Raw genomic sequence first — 23,978 nt, 5'->3', positions numbered from 1 at the left:
GAATATAAAAAATTCAGTGAACAAATTAATAAGTTAACATGTTAATTATAGCATAGTTAAATTGGAAAATCCATATGTTACGATATTATTTAATGTTGTACTTTAAAAAATATTTTCCTTCAGCCACAGGCTTATTTCCTGGTTGATATTGTAGATGTTGTCGTATTTTAAATTAACATTTTGCTCCTCCAGGGCCTTGAGTAGCATATCACGGGGCGGTTGCTGTTCATCGGGTAGAGTTTGGGTTTTGCTCAGATGCTTTTTAATGACGTATAAGGCCAAACGGGGGGTTTCTTCAAAGACATCGATAACAAAGGCATAACCCGGCTGCCGGTTCTTGTTCTCATTCTCCAAACGAAAGTCCCATTGAACTTGTTCTTTAATTTCGCGAAAAAAGTCCATATTATTTCCACCTTTCTATAAATATTGCGGTTATTATTGATTAAAGGACCGCCCGGTGCTTTTGCTTGAATTTAATAGCCGGGCGGGGATAATCATTAAAATCATTTATTGGATGGGCCGCGCTCCGGGTCGATAACAGTGGTGAATCCTCTGACCCTGTCCAGTTCTTCTTTTCTTGTTAAACCCTGGTTTATTGTGGCGCTTTCTTTCTTTGCTTTATTGTTTCTTTTTACACCACGCATAAAAATCCTCCTTGTTAATAAAGGTTATTGCTATTTTGTCTTTGGCCGGACATAATTATTACATTTGGTACCTTTTTTTGTCTGGGTTATTATGCTGTTCGGAAAACAAGGGGACGGTTTCGCAGCTTTTAATGCACAGCGAAACCGTCCCTTTGCTATTTCAATTATTTGGGTTTATGCCCCAGGTGCATGGCGGCTACTCCTCCGGTATATGCCTTGATTTCTATATCCACAAGCCCGGCCTGCCGGAATAAATCACCCAGTTCCCGGCGCCCGGGAAAATCTTTGGCCGATTCCTGCAACCAGGAGTATTGCCGGTAGCTTTTGGCCAACAGTTTGCCTAAAAGCGGCATAACATAGCTGAAATAAAGGTAATACAGCTGCCGGAATACCGGCATAGTGGGCTGGGATGTTTCCAGGCAGACCACTTGCCCGCCCGGTTTGGCCACCCGCCTCATCTCCTTCAGTACCTGCAGGTAATCCGGTACGTTACGCAGGCCGAAGCCAATGGTGACATGATCGAAGGAATTATCGGCAAAGGGTAATTCCATGGCATTACCATGAACCAGTTGTACCTGCTGCAGGTTTTTAGCCTCTACTTTGGCCCGGCCTATTTGCAGCATGTTATGGCTGAAATCCAGGCCATAAACCGTACCCTCGGGGCCAACGGCTTCGGCCAGGGCGATGGTCCAGTCAGCCGTGCCGCAGCATACATCCAGGGCGGTTTGACCCTTTCGTACCCCCATGCGTTTCATGGTATCCCTGCGCCAGGCTTTATGCTGCTGAAAGCTGATTACCGAGTTCATAAAATCGTATTTATCGGAAATGGATTCAAAAACGTCATGGACCCGTTCTTCCTTGGATTGATACATGGTTTCTCCCTCTAACTTGGCATTTTGGCTGTCCGTTCTATGACGCTGCCGAATCTTTCACCGGGGCGTCCTTCATTAATAAACAGCTCCACACAGTGTTCCAGCGCTTCAACCACCTGGTTTTCGGTGGCCATGGCTAGTAATTCCGAGGCCAGGCGGGGATGCCGGCCCAGTTTGCCTCCCACCAGTACCCTGTAACCGGCCCGGCCAATTTGCAATGCGCCGGTGGGACAGGCGCGGCTGCATTGTCCACAATTAAGGCACAAATTACGGTCAATGCTCGCTTTATCTTCCCCTATACTTATGGCCGCTTCCATGCACGCCTCAATACAGGCACCGCATTTGTCGCAGCTTTCACCCACCTCCGGCCGGGCTTGTCCTTGAACTCCAAAATCCTTTATTTGGGGTTGGCTGCAGGAATTGGGGCAACCGGCCAGGGCCAGGTGAAACATTTGATGGTGCAGGGGACGGCCTTTATCCAGCTTGGCACCCAGGCGGGTGTTAAAGTCCCGGTCCATCATTACCTGTTGCAGTTTATTCTCCAGCCGCTCCAAATCGGCTACCCGGTTGGGACAGGCTTTGCATTTGTTAATGATAAATAAAGATATGCGGCCTACTTTTCCTTGCGCATATTTCATTCAGCATTCGTTCCTTCCTCAACGTTGCGATAAAAAGGTTTTAATCAGCGATATAATTGCAAAATACTGTGCCGATTCATTTAACAGTATAACATGACGGGGTAAAGATCCAAAAGAGAATAAAACTTAAAGGGGCTGTTGGAAAAGTATGTGCGGGAACTACTTATAAACTCTAAGTTGGGCCGGCTTTTGCGGTGCATACACAGATGCCGGGTGTTGAAAGGTTTTTAACCTTTCAACACCCGGCACCGAAGCAGGTTTGGCCCCATGGGCCGGTATTATTACGCTACTTTAAACTTTTTCGATAAATTATCCAATTCTTCAGCCATGCTGGACAGGTTCTGGCTTGTTGAAGAAATCTCTTCTATTACTGAAGATTGTTCCTCGGTGGTGGAGGCAAGGCTTTGAATGCTCGATGACATTTGTTGGGCAGCTGCCGCTACGGATTGTATTTCGTCCGATAGATTTTGAACCGCCGAAATAATTTTTTCAAAGGTCGTTCAAAGAATATTATATTTTAAATTATTCAGCTCATTGCTTCTTTCAATTTCATGGGGGATGTTGCTTAAATCTCCCTGTAAAGACTGTTGCAGGGCTTTTGTAAAGTCCCGGGCCAGTTCAAGGTTAATAGCATTAAAGCTATCCGGCCTGTTCAGGGTTAGCCAAGCTACGTGCTCCTTGATTTCATATGTTATTGATTGGTAAGTCAATATATCCATCGCCTTTTATAATAAATGAGGATTCATTCATTTTTAATTGGCTTATTATCTCTTTTATCCTGCCGGAACACTAAAAAAATAACGTCCGTAACCAAATGCCCGCTGTCACATAAGATGTAATTATCATTACATTAGAGGGGGGTGTAAAAGTCTGGTGCTTGTGGTGGACCTCCGTGGGGGTCCCGGTGGTTTTGGATAAAACAAATCATTACAAAGAATAACGGGTATGGTGATAAAATGAAGGTTGCTTTAGTGTGCAGTGAAAAATTACCTGTGCCTCCCATTCGGGGCGGGGCTATCCAACTATATATAGAGGGTATTGTTCCTTTTTTAATTAAAAGGCACCAAATAACTGTGTTTTCCATTGGCGATCCCGGGCTAAAAGACCATGAGACAGTGAACGGTGTTGAATACTGCCGGGTGCATGCCGGCAGTAAAAGTGAATATGTCCAACTGGTTTCCCAGCAGCTTGCCGCAAGGCATTTCGATATAGTACACATCTTTAACCGGCCCAAGTCTCTACGCTCTTATTACAATGCATCCCCCGGCAGCAAGTTTATCCTCAGTCTTCATAACGAAATGTTTGCTCCCCATAAAATCAGCCGGCAGCAGGCTATTTTCTGTCTTGAAACCGTGCAGAAAGTTATCACAGTCAGTGATTTTATAAAAAAGAGCGTAGAAAAAAATTATCCCCCGGCCGCCGGTAAAATTAAAACAATTTATTCGGGGGTCAATCCTGACGAATTTTATCCCGTCTGGACGGAAAAAGCAGAGAAGATCAAGCAGGAAATAAAGGGAAAATATGGTGTTGGTAACGGCAAGGTCGTTTTGGTTGTCACGAGATTTTCAGAGAAAAAGGGGGTGCATCTGGTTCTTGCCGCCATGGAGCAAGTTCTGAAAAAACACCCGCAAACTATATTAATGGTGGTGGGTAGCAAGTGGTACGGCAATAACAGGGTAGATGATTATGTATCACATGTATACCGATTAGCTAAAAATTTACCTGAAAAACAGGTTATTTTTACCGGGTTCATACCGCCCAAGCAAGTGACCCGGTTTTTTTCCGCCGGTGATATATTCGTATGTGCCTCGCAATGGCAGGAGCCTTTAGCCAGAATACATTACGAGGCCATGGCCGCCGGGCTGCCCATTGTTACAACAGACAGGGGCGGTAATGCTGAAGTTGTCGAGGGATATGGTAACGGGATTATCATTCCCCAATATGACGATAGCAACGACTTTGCCTGGGCTATCAATTACCTGCTTGAAAACCCCGCCACGGCACTGGCCATGGGTAAACGGGGCCGAAAACTGGCTGAGGAAAGGTATAACTGGGGTAGACTGGCGGGGGAGATATTGGAGATATACGACTCACTTGGGGACTATTAATTGTAAAAACCATAAGGGATCTTACCGGGTGTGCGGCAAGATCCCTTATGGTTTCACAGGGCTCCTGTTCAGGTTTTAGCTGTCATCATCCTCCCCGTCGGGTTGGCAGGTGCATACCAAAATCCTGGTTTCACCGATTAGCTCAACGAAAACCCCCAGTTCCACTTTAACCTTAATATTATGCTCCCCGGTAACAGAGCTTTCCAGGCACTCGGGACTTTTGATTGTTTCTACCCTGGCCTCTAATATTCTGATGGTGCCCTCATCCAAATCGGGTATTGGAATAAACTTCTCAAACTGTACATGTTGCCTGGTTGCATCGGTGGAGTTACCGTTGTTATGGGCATACCAGACATGTATTTCAAAACTACCGCTTATTTTGGCACCGAGATCTTGCCCTGTCATTGCTTTCGCGATATTTGTAACATTGCCAAGCCGAAGCTTTGTAACAGTGGTACCCAAAATTTTAGTGGGGCATTGGCCCTTTGGTGGTTCAATCAACTGGGTTAAAGTAAAAAATTTAGTGGCATTGCCGCAAACGGCCTTGGTGATAATTTCTTTATATTTAGAAGCACATATAGAATTGGACGCTTCCATTTGTTGCATCATGTAACCTCCTTAAAACTTTTTTCCCTGGCTGCCCGCTGCCAAACAAAGGTAGTACAATATATGATTCAGTGCGGTAATGTGTGCTATAGTTAATTTGCTTCCGGTCAGATAACTTGTTATCCAACAAGAAATTGTGACAGTATTTCCTCTTTATTTTCTTCCACCAGGGTTAAATGTTTTAGTTTTTTTAGGTACTTACCGGGACTCCAATCGGCTGCCCGTTTATGGTAGTATTTATCAACTATTCCATAAAGCAGGTGAGGAAAAAGAAGATCGGCGGTCACCACTGCCCATTGTTCTTTAGTCAATGGATTGGTTTCTTGATAAACCGAGGCCATAAGCTGTAAAATCTTCACTTGATTTTGGCCTTCCGGTTTTTTTAAAAACTTATTAAAAATTTTCCTTAAATCCCGGGCCGGAATATCAATGGTGACGGAATCAAGGTCAAAAACCGTTATTCCTCCGTCTTTTTGCATGCGCAGGTTTTTAGGGGTAAAATCCTGGTGACAAAGCGCCCCGCTGTTTCCGGCCAGTGCCACCCATTGCCGGTAATTAGATTTCTCCAACCTGTCCATGGCTTGATCTATTCTTTTCAAGGCCAGTTTCCAGCTGTGCAGAAAGGTATCCCAAAACTCGTCATTGTCCCTGTTTTTTAGCGCGTGCAGTGTATAAGTCTGTAATTGTTTTTTTTTCTTTTGGTAACTATCGAGCCAGGTGCCCAAGTGTGAACGACATTTATATCCCGGGGATGGTTTAAAGCCCGAAGAGCCGCGGTGGAATGCGGCCAGTGCGGATAATATGGCTTTGGTATCGCGGGTATAATCGGGCTGCTTGCCATCAACCCATTCCATTAAAATATAAGCAGTATTATCCACAGTGATAAAATTTTCATTGTTATTAGTCACTAACAACTTAGGCACGCGGACGCCGGCGTTTAGCAAGTGATTGGCCGCCTCGGTGATAAACCCGGTCTGGGTTGGCGATGAAGGCATTTTCTTCAAGATCATTTTCTTACCCTTTGAGTTTACTTGCCAAACCGTCTTTTTACCCTTGTCCCTGAGCTCAAGCAATTGCGCACCGGCATGTCCGTATTCCTTTAATATGTTATATAATAAACACTGGTGTCCCGAGTGCGATGAAGTCACCTGGATCACGCTCCTTTAATCAACGCTGATAAAATTTTAATTTTTTGCCCGGCTATGGTGCAGGTTTGGGTTATATCACCGGGTTTGATGGATTTTCCCTTGATAAAATAATTTTTGGCGTTGTCATGTAATTCATGAGGAAAAAGTAAATCAATATATAAAACCCGGCGTTTATCTTCATCCAGCGGGTTTACCTTTTCATACCAGGCCAGCATTTCCCTTAATTGATCCAGATTCCACCCTTTGCGTCCGGACATGATTTTAATAATAATTTTGCGTAAATCCCGGCTGGGTAAATCGAAGGTTACCCCGTCCAGGTCCAATACGTATACCCCCTTCGGTGTAATGATGGCGTTTCCGTCACCATAATCCTGGTGACACAAATTGCCCCGCTGTCTGATGTCTTCAACCCAACCGGCGTAGTGGGATGTTTTCAGCAATTCGTAACATTCCAGGCCCAAACGTGTCATTTGCTCTATTTCAGCTAAAAAAGCGCGGCATACAGGGTGCTGCGGTTTTTCCAGTGCTTGTTTCTCCCATTCATTAAAGCGTTTTAATACGGATTGGTAATAGTTGCCCAGCCCGTCAAGTTTGGAAGAAACACGGCACCCCGCAGGGGGATTGTAGCCCGCCGAATCAACATGGAATTGTGCCAGCGCGGCCAGAGCTACCTTTAAGTCCCGTGACAGTTTAATGCTTCGTCCCTCTATCCATTCATAAAGAACAAACAAGTGGCCCTGAAATTCAACATAATCCTCACCCTTTAGGGATGGGAAAATTCCCGGTACCTTGGCTCCGTTATTCACCATGTGTTTTTGGGCATTAATTGAGAACAGCGCCTTTTCTTTGCTATGCCGTAATCTTTTTAAACAGAAAGTTCCTTCACCCGTCTTTATTTTCCACACCGTTTTAATACCGCCGCTTTGCATTATTTTTATTTCTCCGGGTTTTAATCCATAATCGGAAAGTACCGCACCGGCGGTACTGTATAATTCAGTAGACATAGTAACCTCCTACGTATAAAGGAATCACTCATTCTATGTATTTTATGAAGGTATGCATTGGGTGGTGTAATAACTTCATATAATTTGCGGGAATAAAAAAAATTTCCATTAATCCTGCACCCTGAAAAGTGCACGTTCATAATGTAATAGCAGAAAAAGATAAAAAACTAAAATGGATGGAGGGTTCGCAAGTGGATTATAGTGAAAAGTATGTAGGCTCAAGGGATGATTTTCTGAGGTTCATACGTGAGGCAGTGGCCAAAATGGGGGACCGCTCTTTGACCATCGAAGAACAAGCTGTTGAAATCCCCGAAGATGTCGAGCTTGAATACAAGATTAAGTATGATGAGGATGAGGAAGAATACAAGGTGGCCATAAAGGTATGTTGGGCTAAACCGGAAGCGGAAGAAGTCGAAGAGGCCGAGTAATGAAAGTGCAAAAAACAATGCAGGATATGCCTGCATTGTTTTTTGGCGTTTGGGGCTAAAGTTGTTTTAGAGTAGCAAATTATGCAAACCAAGCAGTTTTGCAGCCATTAGGGACACTGTAACCACCAAAAAGATGCGAATCCATTTGTCACCGCCGGACACCGTGAATATGCCACCCAGATAAGCGCCCAATGCATTGCCGGCGGCCAGGATAAAGCCCAGTATCCAATCAACCTTGCCACTTATGATGAACACCAGCAGAGAGCTGGACATGTAAATCAGTGTTACCGCCACCTTTAAACTATTGATTTTAACCAGAGACAGGCCTGTGATTAACGCCAGCGCTGCAATAATAATAAAACCAATCCCGGCTTGGATAAAACCGCCATAAAAGCCCACTCCGAAAAATACCAGTGCGGCGATAAATAAACGTGCTTTACTTAAATCCTCACCCTTTGCCTGGGATAAAAACATTTTTTCCGGTCGCAGGATTATTAATACCAGCACCACCAGCATAACAATGGCCAGAACACGGTTAAACATTTGGTCCGACAAGGAGATGGCAAACTTGGCTCCCACAATGGAACCAGCCAGCGCCGGGATGCCCAGTAGCACGCTTAATTTGGGGTAAAAGTAGCCTTTATTTTTAAAATAACCAATGGCCACCAAACTTTGCACCATCAGCGCCACCCGGTTGGTGCCATTGGCCACCGCCGATGGTAACCCTAAAAAAATTAACACCGGCAGGCTGATCAGGGATCCGCCGCCGCCCACCACGTTGACAAATCCCGAGACAATACCTGCGATGAGAACAATGGCGATTTCCATTTTTATGCCTCCATTTAATTTTTTCTCTCTGGTTTATTTGGCCTTAAGGAGTTGGTTTCGTTCCGCCCGTTGGCGGGCTTTTAAAAAAATATGCTTTCCTGGAGTTATCGATATGTTCCCGGGCAATCTGCTCCGCCAGGGGGCCATTGCGGGCTTTAATGGCTTCCGCCAGCCGGCGGTGTTCCCGGGTGGCTTCTTCGATACGTTTGGGTTGGTTGTAACCCACGTGAACATGCCGCTGGATATGGTCCACCAGCGTGGTGATCATGCCGTACAAGCGCGGGCTGCCGGCGGCCCGGTAAATGATATCGTTAAATTGACGGTGTTCCTTTTCCAACCTGGTTAAATCCCTTTGTTGCGCTGCGCTCTCAATCCGTTCCAACGCTTGCATCATTTTGTCGGCGTCAGCGGGGGTAATGTTTTCCGCGGCCATGTGGGCCGCCAGACCCTCCAGCACCGAACGGATGCGGTAAATTTCCAACACCTCCGCATCGCTTACCCGGGCCACCACCGCGCCCAGTTTGGGTAAATGGGAAATTAGCCCTTCCAATTCCAGCATGCGAATGGCCTCCCGGACCGGTGTGCGGCTAACCCCCAGTTGTTCCGCCAGGGTACGTTCCACTAACCGCTGGCCGGGTTTTAATTCCCCGGTGATGATGGCGCGCCGTAATTTTTGAAAAACATGGTCCCTCGTCTGCGGATGGGGCAGCAGTTTGACCGGGGTTAGGCTGGTATCCTTCAAGTGTATCCCGCCCTCCTTGGTATACTGGTATACCATCATTAATATTATATTAGAATGTTGTTTGTGAAAATGCAAGAAGTATTTTCCCGGGAATGTTGATCCTGCTGTAAAAAGAAAATTAAACCCCCGCCAAAGAGGTTGATCCTTCTTGCGGGGGTAGCTTTGCTTATGATACGGCAACCTGACACCGGATATTGTAAAAGTAATAATTACTTTTTAGCATAACTATTGATCTGTTTATTTCACTATAGCAGTGGTTTCCATTTAGTACAGGTTCGGCTGATTGGGTTTTAATTCCATTATACTACCGACCCCTGTCTCGGGACACCCTTAACAACAGAGTGGGGAACAATTAATTCAGTTCTTCATCCAGCTCAATGCCGTACTGCTTCCGCGCAGCTTCCCCGGAAACCAAACCGCTGCGTACATCTTGCCGCACCGCCTCTGGGGAGCGATCCCGGGGATTGCCGAAACCTCCGCCCCCGGCGGTTTCCAGGATAACGGCGGTGTCCCGGGGCACCGAACGGGTAAATTTGCCGGGCATTTCTTGCCGGGTGCCGCCCGGCAGCTTGATATAACACCGGGAGCTTTTACCCGGAGCTCCTCCCTGCAGTCCCCAGGGACGGCGAATATTTCTCTCGGTACTCACCGACACTGTGGCGTCTTCCAGTGCCTTAATTTCCCGCACCAGCCCGGTGCCGCCCCTGAATTTACCGGGTCCCCCTGAATCGGGTATTAGGCCGTATCTTTCCACCAGCAGGGGATAGTTTAATTCTAAAATCTCCACCGGTGTATTCATGGTGTTGGTCATATTTACATGCACACCATCCAGGCCGTCCTGGTTGTATTTGGCTCCCTGGCCGCCGCCGTAGGTTTCCACGTAAGAATAATAACGCCCGCGGTTATCCCGGCCCCCGATGGTAAAATTGCTCATGCTGCCCGTCCCGGCCGCGGTCACCCGGTGGGGTGCGGCCTGGGCTAGGGCTCCCAGCACCACGTCGGTAATGCGCTGGGCGGTATTGATGTTGGCGTGGGCCACCGGGGCGGGGAAGCGGGGATTAACCAGCGTGCCCGGCGGGGTGATTACTTCCACCGCCCGGGCGATGCCCTCGCTGGCGGGCAGTTCGGGGTCGGCCACTGCTTTAATGGCGAAATAAACACAGGCCAGGGTGACGCCCCGGGTGGCGTTGACAGGTCCCCGGGCCTGGGGACCTGTCCCCGTAAAATCAACCCGCGCCGTGCCGTCCTTTATCTCCACAGTGGTGGTTATTTTAATCAATTCCTCGTCAATACCGTCACCTTCCAGGTAATCATAAAACTGGTAAATACCGGCTGGCAACTCTTCCAAGGCCGCGCGAATTCTCCGCTCGGCATAATTGATTATTTCGTCCATATAATAGGCCAGGGTATCCATGCCTGTCCTGCGCACCAGCTCCTGCAGTCTTTGTATGCCCACCTGATTGGCGGAAAGCTGGGCCTGGATGTCGCCGTAGAATTCTTCGGAGGTGCGTACATTGTGGGCCAGCACCCGGAGCAGGTCCCGGTTGAGGTGGCCTTTGCTGCTTATTTTTACCGGGGGGATCCGTATCCCCTCCTGGAAAATTTCCGTGGTGGCGGTGGACATGCTGCCCGGTGCCGCACCGCCCACATCCACGTGATGGGCCAGGTTGGCCACCAGGGCTATGGGCCGCCGGCCGTAAAAAACGGGTGAGATAATACATATATCCGGCAAGTGGGAGCCGCTGGTATAGGGGTCGTTGATGATTATGGCGTCCCCCGGGGCCAGTTTCTCCGCAGGAAAATGCTTCAGTACCGCTTTGACAACGGTAGGCATAAGTCCCAGGTGCAGTGGGATATGTTCCGCCTGGGCCACTAGGCTGCCCCGGGGGGTATATATGGCGGTGGAACAATCCCGCCGGTCTTTAATATTAGGTGAAAGGGCGGTGCGGGTGAGGATGGCGCCCATTTCCTCCGCCACGGACTGTAGTGCGTTGCGCAGCACCTCCAGGGTTATGGGATCGGTGGTTATATTCTTGGCCATATCAGCATACCCCCGTTTCAATGATTAGATTGCCGAAGCGGTCACAGCGAACGGTATTTCCCGGCCAGACCAGGGTGGTGGTGTCGGCCTGGGTGATTATCGCCGGCCCTTCACTGCACCAGCCGGGACCGATTGATTGTCTCTGGTATACCGGCAGGTCATGGTACCGGCCATGCAAATAAACCCGCCTGGTGCCTGAAACAAGCGGCTGGTCGCCGGCCGGCCGGGTTTGGGGCAGCGGTTTGGGCAGCGCGCCGGTGGCGGCCAGGCGCAAGGTGACAATTTCCACCGGGGCATTTTCCCGGCAGTAGCCGTAATGCTGCAGGTGCCGGCGGTGAAAACGCTGTCCGATGGCAAACAGGTCGGCTGCGATAAGGGGATTGGCGGGAACCGCCAGGGTCAATTCATAGGACTGTCCCCGGTAACGCAGATCCATAAACCTGCTCAGGGTGATTTGGGAGTTGTCAAATCCTTCCCCGGCCAAATCCCGGCGTGCTTTTTGGGCCAGCACTGCATAGGCGTCATTAATGGCACCACAGGCGGCGGGGGTTAAATCCGTGATATGGGTGACGGAATAATCGTGGCGCACGTCGGCGGAGAGCATGCCCCAGGCCGAGGTGACTCCGGGGTGGGGCGGCACCAGTACCCGCGGTATGCCCATCTCCCTGGCCAGTTCCACAGCCTGCAGCGGCCCCGCGCCGCCAAAGGGCACCAGGGTGAAATCCCGCGGGTCATAGCCCCTTTGTACCGATATAACCCGCATGGCCCTTACCATGGCGGCGTTCACCACTTTTATAATCCCCTCGGCGGCCGCCTCCAGGGAGAGTTTCAAAGGGTGGGCTATCTTTTCGCTGATGCACCGGGTGGCGGGCTCGACGCTGACATTATCCAGGCCGGTGAAATCACCCGGTGCCAGCCGGCCCAGTACCATATTGGCGTCTGTTACCGTGGGCTCGTTGCCCCCCAGGTTGTAGCAGGCCGGCCCGGGCAGCGACCCGGCGCTTCGGGGACCCACCCGCAGCGCCCCGCCCCGGTCAATCCAGGCAATGCTGCCTCCCCCGGCGCCGATGGTATGGATGTCCAGCATGGGCAGCCGCAGCGGGTACCCGCCGATGGTGCCCTCGGTGGTGAAGCGGGGTTTCTGGTTGTGGATGAGGCAGATGTCCATGCTGGTGCCGCCCATATCCGCGGTCAGCAGGTTATTATGCCCGGCCTGGCGGGCCAGGTAAACACCGGCCAGCACGCCGCCCGCTGGGCCGCTTAACACGGTCCGGGCACTTTGCTGCCGGGCCTGGTGGGCGGTGATCACTCCGCCGTTGGATTGCATGATAAATAATTTGCCATCGATACCGGTGGAACGTAAATTTTGGGCCAAACGGCTGACATAACGGTCAATGGTTGGCTTGACCAGCGCGTTGATTACGGTGGTGCTTGTCCGCTCGTATTCCATACATTCGGGCAGTATTTCGGAGGAAATCGTTACGGACAGGTGGGGCAGCGTTTCCAGCAGTGCTTTCTTTAGTTTTTGTTCATGGGCCGGGTTGATATAGGCGTGCAAAAGACACACGGCCACCGATTGGGCACCTGTTTGCTTCACTTGTTCCACCAGGTTGTTTATATCCCCTTCTGTAAGGGCGGTTTTAACGGTACCGTCCGCTAGAATACGCTCGTTGACCTCCAAAACCATGTGGCGGGGGAGCAGCGGAGCCGGTTTTGTGGTCCAAAAGTTATACAGGTGCGGCCGGTTTTGCCGCCCGATAAAAATAATATCCTTGAAACCGCGGGTGGTGACCAGTGCCGTCGGGGCACCCCTTTGCTCCAGGATAGCGTTGGTGGCCACTGTGGTACCGTGCAGCACTAAATCGATGGACCCGGGGTCAATACCATGCTGCAGCGTTATTTTTTTTATACCTTCCAGTACAGCCCGGGAAGGGTCGTCGGGGGTTGACGGTTCCTTGGCGATAAAAACTTCGCCGCCGGTACCCAGCAGGCAAAAATCAGTGAAGGTGCCTCCGGTATCCACGGCCAGTTTATATTTGGTCAAATCAATCACCTACTAATAAATATAATTTACGCCTGCTGCTTTTCGGCCAGTTCCTTCCGGCCGGGCAGCAGCAGGGCCAGCACAAGACCGATCACCGGGAAAATAATCATTGTCTCAAACACCGCCGGCAAGCCCCAGCGGTCGGCCACCCAGCCCAACAGGGTGGCGCCCACTCCGCCCATACCGATACCAAACCCCAGCATCAGCCCCGAAGCTAAACCCACATTACCGGGCATCATTTCCTGGCCCAAAACCACCGTTACGGCAAAGGTGGAAATAATGGCAAACCCCATCAGCGCCACTATAACCGTGGTCCAGATACCCTCCAGGTGCACGAACAAATACAGCAGGGGTACCAGTGCAACCATGGAGGCCACGATGATGTTTTTCAGCCCCCAGCGGTCGGCTGCCGGGCCGCCCACCAGCGTGCCGAAAACACCGGCAAACAGGAACACCGAGGTGATGGCGGCGGCATACTGTTCACTGTGCTGCAGGTAATGCACATAATACTGGGGCAAAAAGGTGACCAGGCCAAAATGCACAAAAGAACGCATGACGACCACTGTTATCAGCAGCGCCACCGGGAGCACATACCAGGGTATCCCTTTGCCCGCACTTTTTATGTCCCGGGCGGGAGGCGATATTGGGCCGGCGTTGGGCTTGATTTGCCCGGCGCTAGTAACCCCTGTGCCCCCCGGTGCGGCTGTTATGCGGGCCAGGGTAAGCCAGAGCAGCCCGGCCATAATGCCGTTTAATACCAGGAATCCCACCGATCCGCGCAAACCGGCCAGGGCGAAGAAAAAAGTAGCCAGCACGGGACCGGCTGCAAAACCCAGGTTTCCCCCCACTGAAAATATGGACATACCCGTGGCTTTGCGTTTTCCGCTAGCCAGGCGGGCATATTTGGAGCCTTCGGGGTGGTAAGCGGCCACGCCCAGCCCGCTGGCCAGCGATACCGCGAGCAATACCGGAAAATTAGTGGAAAAACCGGTCAATGCCATACCAACTCCGGCCAGCAGGCAGCCCAGGGGGATAAGCCAGGCCGCCCGGAAACGGTCACTGAGGATACCGAAAACAGGCTGTATCACCGAAGAACTTAAATTAAAAGCCAGCATCACCATACCTACCTGCAGTTGGCTAAGGGCAAACACGGGCTGCAAAAAAGCCAGCATCATGGGTAGCGCGCCCTGGCTGATGTCGGTCATGGCATGGCCGGTGCCCAGTAAAGCCAGTATTCTTTTGTTCATTTTCATTTGTGTTGATCCTTTCGTAAAAAGTATTAAATGCAGTGCAATCTATAAATTCACCCGCTGTATTTTTTTTCATCATTTAACCCGAAAACCCTTTTAATTATTGGATAAATGACAGTACGGGATGGTATCTTTCTGATAAGGCAAGGAGAAAATTTTTAGGAATGTGCTTGAAAGTTAAAAAGAGAAAGACGCAAAAAAAGCGCATTAAACCAAACGGTAAATGCGCTTCATTAACATACTGCAACATACTGCGACAGCACAAACCAAACTTAACAAGTCTATTCAAAAAGCCTGTGGGAATCCCATTAATAATCTTTGCGATAACGGGATTTTGTGGTGCTCATGCAGGTGCCGGGTGTTGAGTTATTTAATCTTTCAACACCCGGCGTCAAAGCTACATTTCAAATAAACCCCTAAGGCAGCTTATTTACAGTACTTGTTCATGGCGTCGGTAAAAAGCTGCAGGTGATGCTGCTCATCCATAATAAACCTTTCCAGCATTTCCACGATATAAGGGTCCCTGATTAATTGCTGGTGTTTGCGATATTGTTCTATGGCCGACTTTTCCGCAGCTATGTCGGCGGCCAGCCGGTCACAAACCGAGTTGCCGTAATACACATAATTACCGCACCAAAAAGTTGTCTTATTATTGGTCAGGGTGCGCAACTGGGGGTCCACACCCAGCAGGCGAATAGTTTCACCCAGCATTTCCAGGTGCCACATTTCAATTATGGAAATACACTCTTCCAGTTCAGCCAGGTCGGAGAACTTCTCCTCAAATACAATATGGTGGTGGAAGTACTGGTTGATGGCGGTCATTTCGCTGACCTGGCCGGCATAATCCTCCAGTAATAACTCGGCATAATAGCGGTTCGGCCTTTGAACCCTGACTTCCGGGTACGGTGTGGGCAAAGCGCACCACCTGTATATGTGTGCATTGCGGGTATTGGTCTGGTTCGTCGCGTTTGGATTAATAAAAATCACCTCCTTATTGATTGGCCGTTTAATGGTTGTTCTGCCGGGTAAAAAAGAAAATGTATCAATAAAGTATATGGTTGCTCATGATTAGTTAGAATGCAAATCCCGGCGAGCGAGGTCCCGGGTATCTGGGGGGTAGCGGTAAAAACTGTTGGTTCGTGGGATGGGTGTTGTATTTAATCTGTAAAGGGATGGTTAATTGGCCGGTGGGTTTGCGGGAGCGAAACTCTGACTTGGTAAAACCCGTCCCTTCGTTTTATAATGACACTTGCCTGTACATACTTTATTGGCTTTGATTTATTATGGAAGGAGAAAACCCCATGGAAAAAAACACAGCGCCAAACGATATTATAAACATAGTGGCCGGGGAAACCGGTATCCCCGGGCATAAAGTGGAAAGCACCGTCCGGCTGTTGGAGGAAGGGAATACCGTGCCCTTTATAGCCCGGTACCGCAAAGAAGTAACCGGCGAGTTGGACGAGGTGCAAATACGCCGCATCGAGGAGTTGGTTAAGTTTCACCGCCACCTGCAGCAGCGCAAGGAAGAGGTGCTCCGGCTCATTGATGAACAGGGTAAGCTGACCGGAGAACTCCGGGCGCGGATCGAAAGTGCTGTTAAACTCACCGAGGTGGAAGACCTTTACCGTCCTTACCGGCAGAAACGCAAAACCCGGGCCGGGGTGGCCCGGGAGCGGGGGTTGGCTCCGCTGGCTGAATATCTTCTATCCTTTCCCCGGGCCGGCAACCCGGAAGGTGAGGCTGCCAAATACTTATCTGATGCTGTGCCCACGGCCGAGGAGGCCTTGCAGGGGGCGCTGGATATAGTGGCTGAGCAGGTGGCCGATGACCCTGATGTGCGCGGCTGGGTGCGGGATTATACCCGCCGGCAGGGCCGGTTGGTGACCCGGGCCCGGGATGACGGAGCCGAATCGGTGTACCGGATGTATTATGATTACCAGGAGCCGGTGAGTAAAGTGGTGCCCCACCGGGTACTGGCCATCAACCGGGGTGAGCGGGAAGAGTTCCTTAAAGTAGCCGTACAAGTGGATGAGGATGTGGTAATTGACTGGCTGTATCGCCGTTTTGTCAAGCCGGGGGCGGTTACTACAGAACTGGTGCAAAGGGCGGTGGCGGATGCCTATAAAAGGCTGGTGGCACCCGCCGTGGAACGTGATATTCGCAATGAATTGACAGCGGAAGCCGAATCCCGGGCCGTGCAGGTCTTTGCCCGTAATTTGCGCAGCTTGCTGATGCAGCCCCCGGTTAAAGATGTGGTGGTACTGGCCATTGATCCCGCCTACCGGACCGGGTGCAAATGGGCTGTGGTGGATGAAACCGGCAAACTGTTGGATGTAGGCGTAGTTTATCCCACGCCGCCGCAAAAAAACATAGCCGAGGCCGAAGCTAAGCTCGCCGGGGTGGTAAAGCGGTACGGGGTGCAAGTGATTGCCATTGGCAATGGTACGGCCTCCCGGGAAACAGAGCAGTTTGTGGCCGATTTCATAAAAAAACAAAAGCAGCCCGGCCTGGCCTATACCATAGTGAGCGAGGCCGGGGCCAGTGTTTATTCGGCTTCAGAATTGGCCGCCAGGGAATTTCCCGGTCTGGACGTGTCCGCCCGCAGTGCTGTTTCCATCGCCCGGCGCCTGCAGGACCCGCTGGCCGAGCTGGTGAAAATTGAACCCCGGGCCGTTGGGGTGGGACAATACCAGCACGACGTGGCCCCAAAACAGCTTAACGAAAGCCTGGCCAAAGTGGTGGAGTCGGCCGTTAATTATGTGGGTGTCGATTTAAACACGGCATCGGCGGCGCTGCTTGGTTATGTCGCCGGTATCAACGCTGTGGTGGCCAATAATATCGTGCGCTACCGGGAGCAAAACGGCCGTTTTGTGAACCGCCGCCAGTTGCTCAAAGTGCCCCGTTTGGGACCCAAAACCTTCGAGCAATGTGTGGGATTTTTGCGTATTAGCGGCGGGGATAATATTCTTGATGCCACTCCCATTCACCCCGAATCTTACCCGCTGACTGCCCGGTTATTAAATATTTTAGGATTAAAAATGACGGATGTTGGCCGCCCGGTTCTGCGTTCTAAGCTGGCGGGACTGGATGTTGAAGCCGTGGCGGACCGGCTGGGTGCCGGTGTGCCCACCCTGCGGGATATTGTGGAAAGCCTGTTGCGCCCGGGTCGTGACCCCCGTGATGAATTGCCCCCGCCGGTGTTCCGGTTCGATGTGTTGAGCATAGAGGACCTCCGGGCGGGTATGGTATTGATGGGAACCGTGCGTAATGTGGTGGATTTTGGTGCCTTTGTGGACATTGGTGTTAAAAATGACGGCCTGGTGCATATATCCGAGTTGGCTGAAGGTTATGTCCGCCACCCGCTGGATGTGGTGTCGGTGGGAGATGTGGTTACCGTACGTGTTCTTGAGGTGGATGCCGGTCGTCACAGGATAGCCCTGTCCATGCGGGTGTAGCTGCACAGTCTACACCCGGCACTTGCATGAACACCGCAAAAGCGATCCAACATGGAGATTATCAGCGATTTCGCCCGGGCTTTTGAAAAGCCTTTTTTGAATATTTTCGTGTGGTGACAAAAAGTAGTTGCAAAAATGAAAAGAATTAAATATAATCTTAGTAAGTTACATAATGCACAAGCCGAACTCGTAATAATGACGGATTCCGGTAACAAAAAACAAATTAAAGTACGAGAGGAGGTATAAGGGAATAACCTGGACTTATATATAGTGTCTAGTGATATATTTCACTACCACTGATTGATAATTATTTTACTAATTGACTTCTGGGCTTAGTTAATTCTTTTGGGGGTGGTTATATGAGTAATACCACACAAGCAACCGTCAGCGCATCCGTGAAGGCCGAACAAGTTAATAATTTATCCGGCGAGTGGAAAAGAATAGCCTTTGCAACACTGGGTATCGGGCTGTTTGCACTATTTTACTTCCTGCCCCAGCTTCCTCCTGCTATAGATCCCACGGGTAAAGTATTCGAATTATCCCGGGAGGCCCAACTGGCCATCGGACTTTTCCTGCTGGCCGGGGTATGGTGGGTGTTCGAAGTGATACCCATCGGTGTAACCAGTCTTACCATCGGCGTTATGCAGGCCGCCTTTCTGATCCGCCCGGCTAGTGAAGCCTTTGCCGTGTTTATGGACCCCTCGGTGCTGTTCATTTTGGGTTCGCTGCTGCTGGGCGTGGCCTTTACCAAGGCGGGGGTAACAACCCGGCTGGCCTTCAAAATGCTGTCCGTGATCGGTGAAGATTCCCGTAAAATATTGTTGGGTGTGTTTATGGTGACCATGGTGTTGACGCTGTTGATGGCGCACACCGCAGTGGCCGCCACCATGTTTCCGCTGATGCTGGTCATTATGAGTATGTATGGTAAAGAGGATCAGCCCTCTAATTTTGGTAAAGCGATGTTTATCGGTATGGCCTACGCCGCCGGTGCGGGCAGTATGATTACGCTGCTGGGTGCCGCCCGCGGCCCGGTGGCCCTGGGATTTTTCAAGGAATTCACCGGTATTGACGTTGGCTTCCTGCAGTATTCCATAGCCATGGCACCCTTTGGTATCATTATGGTGTTGCTAACCTGGTTCTTGTTGTGCTTTGTGTTCTTCAAACCCGAACAAAATAAAATCGACGGTTTGAAATCGAAAGTGGAAGAAGTATATTCCCAAATGGGTCCCATTACTGGTAAAGAAATATTCGTCATCGTGCTGGCCCTGTCGGTAGTGACCGTGCTGGCAACCCAGCAGTTTATCCCGGCCATTGCAGATATGAGCAGGAGTATCCCCATATTGGTAGCGGCCATCATTATGTTTATGACTAAATTGTTTACCGTGGAGGATTTGGAAAAAAGCGTTCCCTGGAATATCGTGCTGCTGTTCGGCGGTGCCATGAGTATCGGAACCTGCCTGTGGGTGACCGGGGCCGCCGAGTGGATGGCCATCCACTGGCTCTCCATGTTCCAGAATGCCAACTGGCTGGTTTTTGTAGTGGCCATAGCCTTTTTGGTTATCATCATGACCAACTTTATTATGAACGTGGCGGCCATTGCCATTACCATGCCCGTGGCCCTGGTAATGGCCGGGTATTTGGGTGTTAACCCGTATCTGATTCTTTACGCCTGTCTGGCCATGGCGGCATTGCCCTATTTGCTGCTGGTGGGTGCAGCGCCCAATGCCATCGCTTATCAATCCAAGCAGTTTACCACCGGTCAATTCTTTATGGTGGGTGTTCCCTTCACCATCCTGGCTTTGGTGATGGTGGCGGTATTTGCCCTGGTGGTATGGCCCTTACTGGGCATTCCGGCCCTGGTTAATTAATGGATAATCCGGGTGACCGGTAAGAAAAACAAAGGCAACTGGTGCAGGTTATCTGCAGGCAGTTGCCTTTTTTCACGCTATAAATTTATGCTTGCTATTTTGGTTAAAAGCCAAGGATTTAAGTACAGAAATGCGCGCGTGAGAAAACCGGTTGGCGCGCTTTTCCTGTTGGTGTATTGCACAAATTATCAGACGTTAAATCAAGGCGGGATGATCCCGCCTTATTCCTTGTTTTTGATAGTGTTCACGCTGGCTTCTTTGATGATTTTCATTACCTGGTTCATCATGTTCTGAAATTTTTCCTGGGCATCGGAAAATGCCTTGATGGTCCTGTTTTCCACTATTTTAAGCTGTACCTGTTCGAATTCTTTAGCCTCTTCCGCTGTTAGCTGCTCACCTTTTTTTTGTTTTTCCTTTTGCAGTTGCTGTAATTCATGAAATCTTTTCAGTAAATTTTGCGCATCGGGATTGCCAATCATATCCCTTTCCCTGTCCTGTACTTCCTTGAACTCCTCGGATTCAATGATGCTTTTGCCCAGTGCTGAGGCTTTTTCAAATACATCCCGGGACATTGGTACCCTCCTTAAAATATGTAATTTAAGCACGTCCGACGGTAAAATATGATCGCCCTGGCTAACTTTCTACAGTATAACATAAATACGCATTATATCACAGTGGACAGGGAAGCAAAGCCTGTTTTTTAGTATTGGCTGTGGTGTATATTCTGATATAATAAACAACATTGATGAAGATTATTTATAAATAGCGGTTAGAACATATTTCATGCCGGTTGGGTGATATGACAATAACAACATTCGATGTAAGGAGAATGTAAAATGTTAAGGGACTATGTATTGTTTGATCTTGACGGTACTTTGCTGGATTCGCTGCCGCTGATTGAAGCTACTTTCCACCATGTATTTAATCAAATGCACATTCCCTGGGATGATGGTGCGGTGATGAAAACAGTGGGGCTACCCCTGCGCGATGCCTGCAAACAGTTTGGTGGGGAAAGATGGCAGGAGTTGTTTGATAGTTATGTTAACCACCAACTGTTGATACATGACCGGTATATTAAATTATACCCGGGGGCCTTGAAAACGCTGGATGCAATAACACCGCTGGCCAAAGGCCTGGGGGTGGTGACCTCCAAACGCCGGCCAATGGCGGAACGGGGGATCGCCGTAACGGGATTGGGCCGTTACTTTAAACACCTGGTTACCCTGGAGGATGTAAAAAAGCCCAAACCCCACGCTGAACCGGTGCTGCGGGGTTTGGATATATTGGGGGCCAAACCGGAACAGGCCGTATTCGTGGGTGATAGTTATTACGACATCGAATCGGGCCATAATGCCGGAGTGCTTACAGTGGGTGTCTCCTGGGGTATGGCTACCCGGAAAGAATTGCAAGCCTGTGCTCCGGACTATATCGTAGATACATGGTCTGAATTGGTTGCATTGTTAACCCGTTAGTTTCACCCACTCTTCCATGTACTTCTCCAACCGGGCTCGAAGTTTCTCCAATTCGGAGTTTTTAAGCCGGTAGACTTCATGGTCGTTATATACCTCGGGTAAATAAAGCTCCTGCTCCAGGCTAAATATTTCGGTTTCGGTAACGGTGATTAGATTTTCCAGTTCCTCCGTGCGGCGTTGTGCCTTGCGTTCCTCCCGTTGTTTTTCCTTGCGCCGCAGGTAATCTTGCTTGGTAGCACTGGCCTGGCCGTGCTTGCTTTCCTGCTGCCTGTCTTTGGCCCGGGCAGCCTTTTTATTTTGGTAATCGTCAAAGTTACCCGGAAAGTTAAAAACGCCGTCCGGGGTCAGCTCAATGACCCGGGTGGCTATTTTATTTATGAAGTAGCGGTCATGGGAAACAAACAGCAAAGTGCCCGGATATTGCAGCAGGGCCTCCTCCATTGCTTCGTTGCCCAGTATATCCAGGTGACTGGTTGGTTCGTCCAGCAGCAAGAAATTGGCCTTGTGGCACATCAGCTTGGCCAGGGCCAGCCTGGCCTTTTCGCCGCCGCTTAGGTCGGCTACATTTTTAAAAACATCCTCTCCACTGAATAAAAAATTACCTAAAATTGAACGAACGGTTTGCTCATCATATTGCGGGTATTCGTCCCATAATTCCTCGATTACCTGTTTGTGGCCCGACAGGTGCTTTTGTTCCTGATCATAATAACCCGTGCTGACATGGTACCCTTTTGTTATTGAACCCGATAAGGGGGGCAGCATGCCGGCCACCGTTTTGAGCAGCGTGGTTTTGCCGGTGCCGTTGGGTCCCAGCAGGGCCACCCGCTCACCGCGGTGGATGCTAAAGGTTATATTACGAGCCACCGCACGGCCCCGGTAGCCCACGTCCAATTCCCTTACCGCCAGCACCTCTTTACCACTGGACCGGGTGGTGCCCATGGAAATATTGATTTTTTTGTTGTCTGTTTGGGGTTTATCCAGGGGCTTGATTTTTTCCAGTAACTTTTGTTTGCTTTTAGCCCTCCCGGTGGTGGATGCCCGGGCAATGTTGCGCCTGACAAATTCCTGCAGCCGGGTGATTTCCTCTTGTTGTTTACGGTATTGTTTGGCCTGCTGTTCCAATTCCCCGGCCTTTAAGACAAGATAGCGGGAATAATTGCCATTATATCGCTTCAGGCGGGAAAACTCCAATTCATAAATCGCCTCGGCCAGGGTATCCAAAAAATAACGGTCGTGTGAAACGGTCAAAATAGCACCGGTGTATGTTTGCAGGTATTTTTCCAACCACCCCAGTGTCTCCATGTCCAGGTAATTGGTGGGTTCATCCAATATAAGTACTGCGGGCTTGGCCAGTAGTAATTTGGCCAGGGCCAGGCGAGTCTTTTCCCCGCCGCTTAAACGGTCCACGTCAATGTGATAATACTCCTCGCCAAATTGTAGCCCGTGCAGCACCCCGCGAACCGCGGCCTGGTATTCATAGCCGCCACTTCTGGCGAAACTTTCCCGCATATCGGTATATTCTTCGGTAATCTTTTTCAGCAAAACAGGGTTGGCGGCATTTTCAGGCCTTCCCATGGCAAATTCCAGCTTGCTGATTTTTTCTTCCATGGTTATGAGGTGGTCAAAAACCGACATCATTTCCTCCCAGACCGTGCGGTTTGATTGCAGGCCGCCCTGCTGGGCCAGGTAACCCAGGGTGACAGTTTTGGGGCAAATGATGTCCCCGGCATCCGGGGGCAGTTGTCCGGTAAGAATCTTGAGCAACGTGGTTTTTCCCGCTCCGTTTCTCCCCACCAGCCCTATTTTTTCCCCTTCCTTCACGGTCAGGGTAACATCGTCAAGTATTTTAGCGTCGCCAAAGGATTTGTGAATATGTGACGCCTGTAATACGATCATCCAACATCACTCCCGTATCCATAAAGTTTACCTTAACTGTACGGGTATAAACAAGTGAAAAGTTGTTTTTAATAGCCGCGTAAATATCGCAAAAGCCGGCCGGCGTGGGATCTCACGCGGGCTTTTCGAGCAGCCCCGATTGGTATCAGACGATACGAAAGTGAAAAGGATAATACTATAATTTACATGGTGCGGAGGTGGAAAAAAGTATGCGCACCAGTATTGCAGGGTTGATATGCGTGCTTTTAAAACCCGGGTCGTTGCGGGTCGTAGCTGGTTTGGTATTTGTCGCGGTTTTGCTTATGGCCGCCCGGGATTTACAGGCCGGTGAGCAACGGGAGTTGTTTTGGGGGGACCGGGGTGCTGATGTGGCCCGGGTACAGCGAAAACTAAAACAGTTTGATTTATACGGCGGGCCGGTGACGGGTTATTTTAGCTGGGATACCGTTCAAGCGGTACGCGATTTTCAAAAAAAGCATAAAACCACCGCCCGGGGTGTGGTGGATAATGAAACCCGTGCATTGTTATTCAGGGTTGTGCCAGAGGAAAAAATATCTCAAGAGGATATTTATTTACTGTCGGCCATTATAGAAAGTGAAGCCGCCGGTGAGTCCTATCTGGGTAAAGTTGCCGTGGGGGCGGTGATTATAAACCGGGTGGAAAGTGCCCAGTTTCCCAATACTTTAGGGGGAGTAATATTCCAACCGGGGGCCTTTGAGTCGGTGGCCAACGGGCAATTCGGGCGGGGGATCACGGCTGATTCGCGCCGGGCCGCCCGGGACGCCTTGTTGGGGCAGGATCCCACCGGCGATGCCCTGTACTTCTGGAACCCGGCCAAACCGGTTAATCCATGGGTTTGGCAGCGCCGGCAGGTGGCGCAAATAGGCCGGCATGTCTTCGCCCGTTAAATTGCCACTATTAAATGTACGTTAAA

23 protein-coding genes are annotated in these 23,978 nt (G+C 50.0%); 7 read left to right on the top strand and 16 right to left on the bottom strand.

From position 1 onward, the window contains the following. Positions 1–102: 102 nt before the first annotated feature. The 4 genes from LX24_RS06875 to LX24_RS06860 all read right to left on the bottom strand — a co-directional run bounded on the left by LX24_RS06875 (position 103) and on the right by LX24_RS06860 (position 2,154). Positions 103–402: a DVU0772 family protein gene (locus LX24_RS06875; protein WP_166511404.1), complete on the bottom strand. Its 300-nt coding sequence runs from the start codon at positions 400–402 to the stop codon at positions 103–105. A 101-nt stretch (positions 403–503) separates the two neighbouring features. Then, a complete protein-coding gene (locus LX24_RS06870; protein WP_166511403.1) occupies positions 504–644 on the bottom strand; it encodes a hypothetical protein in 141 nt (46 codons plus the stop codon). Between the two features lie 164 nt (positions 645–808). Beyond that, a complete protein-coding gene (locus tag LX24_RS06865; protein WP_166511402.1) occupies positions 809–1,516 on the bottom strand; it encodes a demethylmenaquinone methyltransferase in 708 nt (235 codons plus the stop codon). Between the two features lie 11 nt (positions 1,517–1,527). Continuing rightward, on the bottom strand, positions 1,528–2,154 hold the full coding sequence (locus tag LX24_RS06860; protein WP_243131653.1) for a 4Fe-4S binding protein: 627 nt from the start codon (positions 2,152–2,154) through the stop codon (positions 1,528–1,530). A 267-nt stretch (positions 2,155–2,421) separates the two neighbouring features. On the opposite strand from LX24_RS06860, the gene LX24_RS06855 reads away from it, so the two are divergent. After that, entirely contained in the window at positions 2,422–2,562 is a 141-nt protein-coding gene (locus tag LX24_RS06855) for a hypothetical protein (protein ID WP_166511401.1), read from the top strand. A gap of 92 nt (positions 2,563–2,654) precedes the next feature. On the opposite strand, the gene LX24_RS06850 is transcribed toward LX24_RS06855, so the two are convergent. Continuing rightward, positions 2,655–2,864: an enoyl-CoA hydratase/isomerase family protein gene (locus tag LX24_RS06850; RefSeq protein ID WP_166511400.1), complete on the bottom strand. Its 210-nt coding sequence runs from the start codon at positions 2,862–2,864 to the stop codon at positions 2,655–2,657. Between the two features lie 261 nt (positions 2,865–3,125). Between LX24_RS06850 and LX24_RS06845 the strand changes: the two genes are divergently transcribed. Then, a complete protein-coding gene (locus LX24_RS06845; RefSeq protein ID WP_166511399.1) occupies positions 3,126–4,262 on the top strand; it encodes a glycosyltransferase family 4 protein in 1,137 nt (378 codons plus the stop codon). A gap of 75 nt (positions 4,263–4,337) precedes the next feature. Here LX24_RS06845 and cotE read toward each other — a convergent pair whose 3' ends face one another. The 3 genes from cotE to LX24_RS06830 form a co-directional block, all read right to left on the bottom strand. Then, complete coding sequence (gene cotE / locus LX24_RS06840) at positions 4,338–4,871, bottom strand: outer spore coat protein CotE (protein ID WP_207706546.1); 534 nt, start codon at positions 4,869–4,871, stop codon at positions 4,338–4,340. A 116-nt stretch (positions 4,872–4,987) separates the two neighbouring features. Further along, the gene (locus LX24_RS06835) at positions 4,988–6,016 is read right to left on the bottom strand and encodes a CotS family spore coat protein (RefSeq protein WP_166511397.1); all 1,029 of its coding nucleotides are present in this window, start codon (positions 6,014–6,016) and stop codon (positions 4,988–4,990) included. Positions 6,017–6,021: 5 nt separating this feature from the next. Next, entirely contained in the window at positions 6,022–7,020 is a 999-nt protein-coding gene (locus tag LX24_RS06830) for a CotS family spore coat protein (protein ID WP_166511396.1), read from the bottom strand. Positions 7,021–7,211: 191 nt separating this feature from the next. On the opposite strand from LX24_RS06830, the gene LX24_RS06825 reads away from it, so the two are divergent. Then, positions 7,212–7,448 (top strand): hypothetical protein, encoded by a 237-nt coding sequence (locus LX24_RS06825; protein ID WP_166511395.1) that lies wholly within the window; start codon positions 7,212–7,214, stop codon positions 7,446–7,448. A gap of 66 nt (positions 7,449–7,514) precedes the next feature. Here LX24_RS06825 and LX24_RS06820 read toward each other — a convergent pair whose 3' ends face one another. The 6 genes from LX24_RS06820 to LX24_RS06795 all read right to left on the bottom strand — a co-directional run bounded on the left by LX24_RS06820 (position 7,515) and on the right by LX24_RS06795 (position 15,268). After that, on the bottom strand, positions 7,515–8,276 hold the full coding sequence (locus LX24_RS06820) for a sulfite exporter TauE/SafE family protein (RefSeq protein WP_166511394.1): 762 nt from the start codon (positions 8,274–8,276) through the stop codon (positions 7,515–7,517). Positions 8,277–8,319: 43 nt separating this feature from the next. Beyond that, on the bottom strand, positions 8,320–9,018 hold the full coding sequence (locus LX24_RS06815; RefSeq protein ID WP_243131652.1) for a GntR family transcriptional regulator: 699 nt from the start codon (positions 9,016–9,018) through the stop codon (positions 8,320–8,322). 352 nt (positions 9,019–9,370) lie between these two features. After that, positions 9,371–11,059, bottom strand: a complete 1,689-nt coding sequence (locus LX24_RS06810; protein ID WP_243131651.1) for a hydantoinase B/oxoprolinase family protein — start codon at positions 11,057–11,059, stop codon at positions 9,371–9,373. Position 11,060: 1 nt separating this feature from the next. Next, positions 11,061–13,103, bottom strand: a complete 2,043-nt coding sequence (locus LX24_RS06805; protein ID WP_243131650.1) for a hydantoinase/oxoprolinase family protein — start codon at positions 13,101–13,103, stop codon at positions 11,061–11,063. Between the two features lie 26 nt (positions 13,104–13,129). After that, positions 13,130–14,356 carry an MFS transporter gene (locus LX24_RS06800; RefSeq protein ID WP_166511392.1) on the bottom strand — a complete coding sequence of 409 codons (1,227 nt, stop codon included), beginning with the start codon at positions 14,354–14,356 and terminating at the stop codon, positions 13,130–13,132. Between the two features lie 423 nt (positions 14,357–14,779). Next, on the bottom strand, positions 14,780–15,268 hold the full coding sequence (locus LX24_RS06795; RefSeq protein ID WP_243131649.1) for a ferritin-like domain-containing protein: 489 nt from the start codon (positions 15,266–15,268) through the stop codon (positions 14,780–14,782). 386 nt (positions 15,269–15,654) lie between these two features. Here LX24_RS06795 and LX24_RS06790 point away from each other — a divergent pair, with 386 nt between their 5' ends. Together LX24_RS06790 and LX24_RS06785 are read left to right on the top strand one after the other, a co-directional pair. Continuing rightward, a complete protein-coding gene (locus LX24_RS06790) occupies positions 15,655–17,808 on the top strand; it encodes a Tex family protein (RefSeq protein ID WP_207706545.1) in 2,154 nt (717 codons plus the stop codon). 359 nt (positions 17,809–18,167) lie between these two features. Then, positions 18,168–19,676 (top strand): SLC13 family permease, encoded by a 1,509-nt coding sequence (locus LX24_RS06785; protein WP_166511390.1) that lies wholly within the window; start codon positions 18,168–18,170, stop codon positions 19,674–19,676. A gap of 221 nt (positions 19,677–19,897) precedes the next feature. Here the strand turns inward: LX24_RS06785 and LX24_RS06780 are convergent, their stop codons facing one another. Then, entirely contained in the window at positions 19,898–20,248 is a 351-nt protein-coding gene (locus LX24_RS06780; RefSeq protein WP_166511389.1) for a YlbF/YmcA family competence regulator, read from the bottom strand. A 264-nt stretch (positions 20,249–20,512) separates the two neighbouring features. Here LX24_RS06780 and LX24_RS06775 point away from each other — a divergent pair, with 264 nt between their 5' ends. After that, a complete protein-coding gene (locus LX24_RS06775) occupies positions 20,513–21,148 on the top strand; it encodes an HAD-IA family hydrolase (RefSeq protein WP_166511388.1) in 636 nt (211 codons plus the stop codon). Here the strand turns inward: LX24_RS06775 and LX24_RS06770 are convergent. Continuing rightward, a complete protein-coding gene (locus LX24_RS06770) occupies positions 21,137–23,044 on the bottom strand; it encodes an ABC-F family ATP-binding cassette domain-containing protein (protein WP_166511387.1) in 1,908 nt (635 codons plus the stop codon). The two genes, LX24_RS06775 and LX24_RS06770, sit on opposite strands and share 12 nt — an antisense overlap. A gap of 209 nt (positions 23,045–23,253) precedes the next feature. On the opposite strand from LX24_RS06770, the gene LX24_RS06765 reads away from it, so the two are divergent. Beyond that, positions 23,254–23,952 (top strand): cell wall hydrolase, encoded by a 699-nt coding sequence (locus LX24_RS06765; RefSeq protein WP_166511386.1) that lies wholly within the window; start codon positions 23,254–23,256, stop codon positions 23,950–23,952. Positions 23,953–23,978: the final 26 nt, after the last annotated feature.

Source organism: Desulfallas thermosapovorans DSM 6562 (assembly GCF_008124625.1).
GTDB lineage: Bacteria > Bacillota > Desulfotomaculia > Desulfotomaculales > Desulfallaceae > Sporotomaculum > Sporotomaculum thermosapovorans.
The sequence above is the reverse complement of the archived record's forward strand: the minus strand, read 5'-3'. Positions and strand labels throughout refer to the sequence as shown.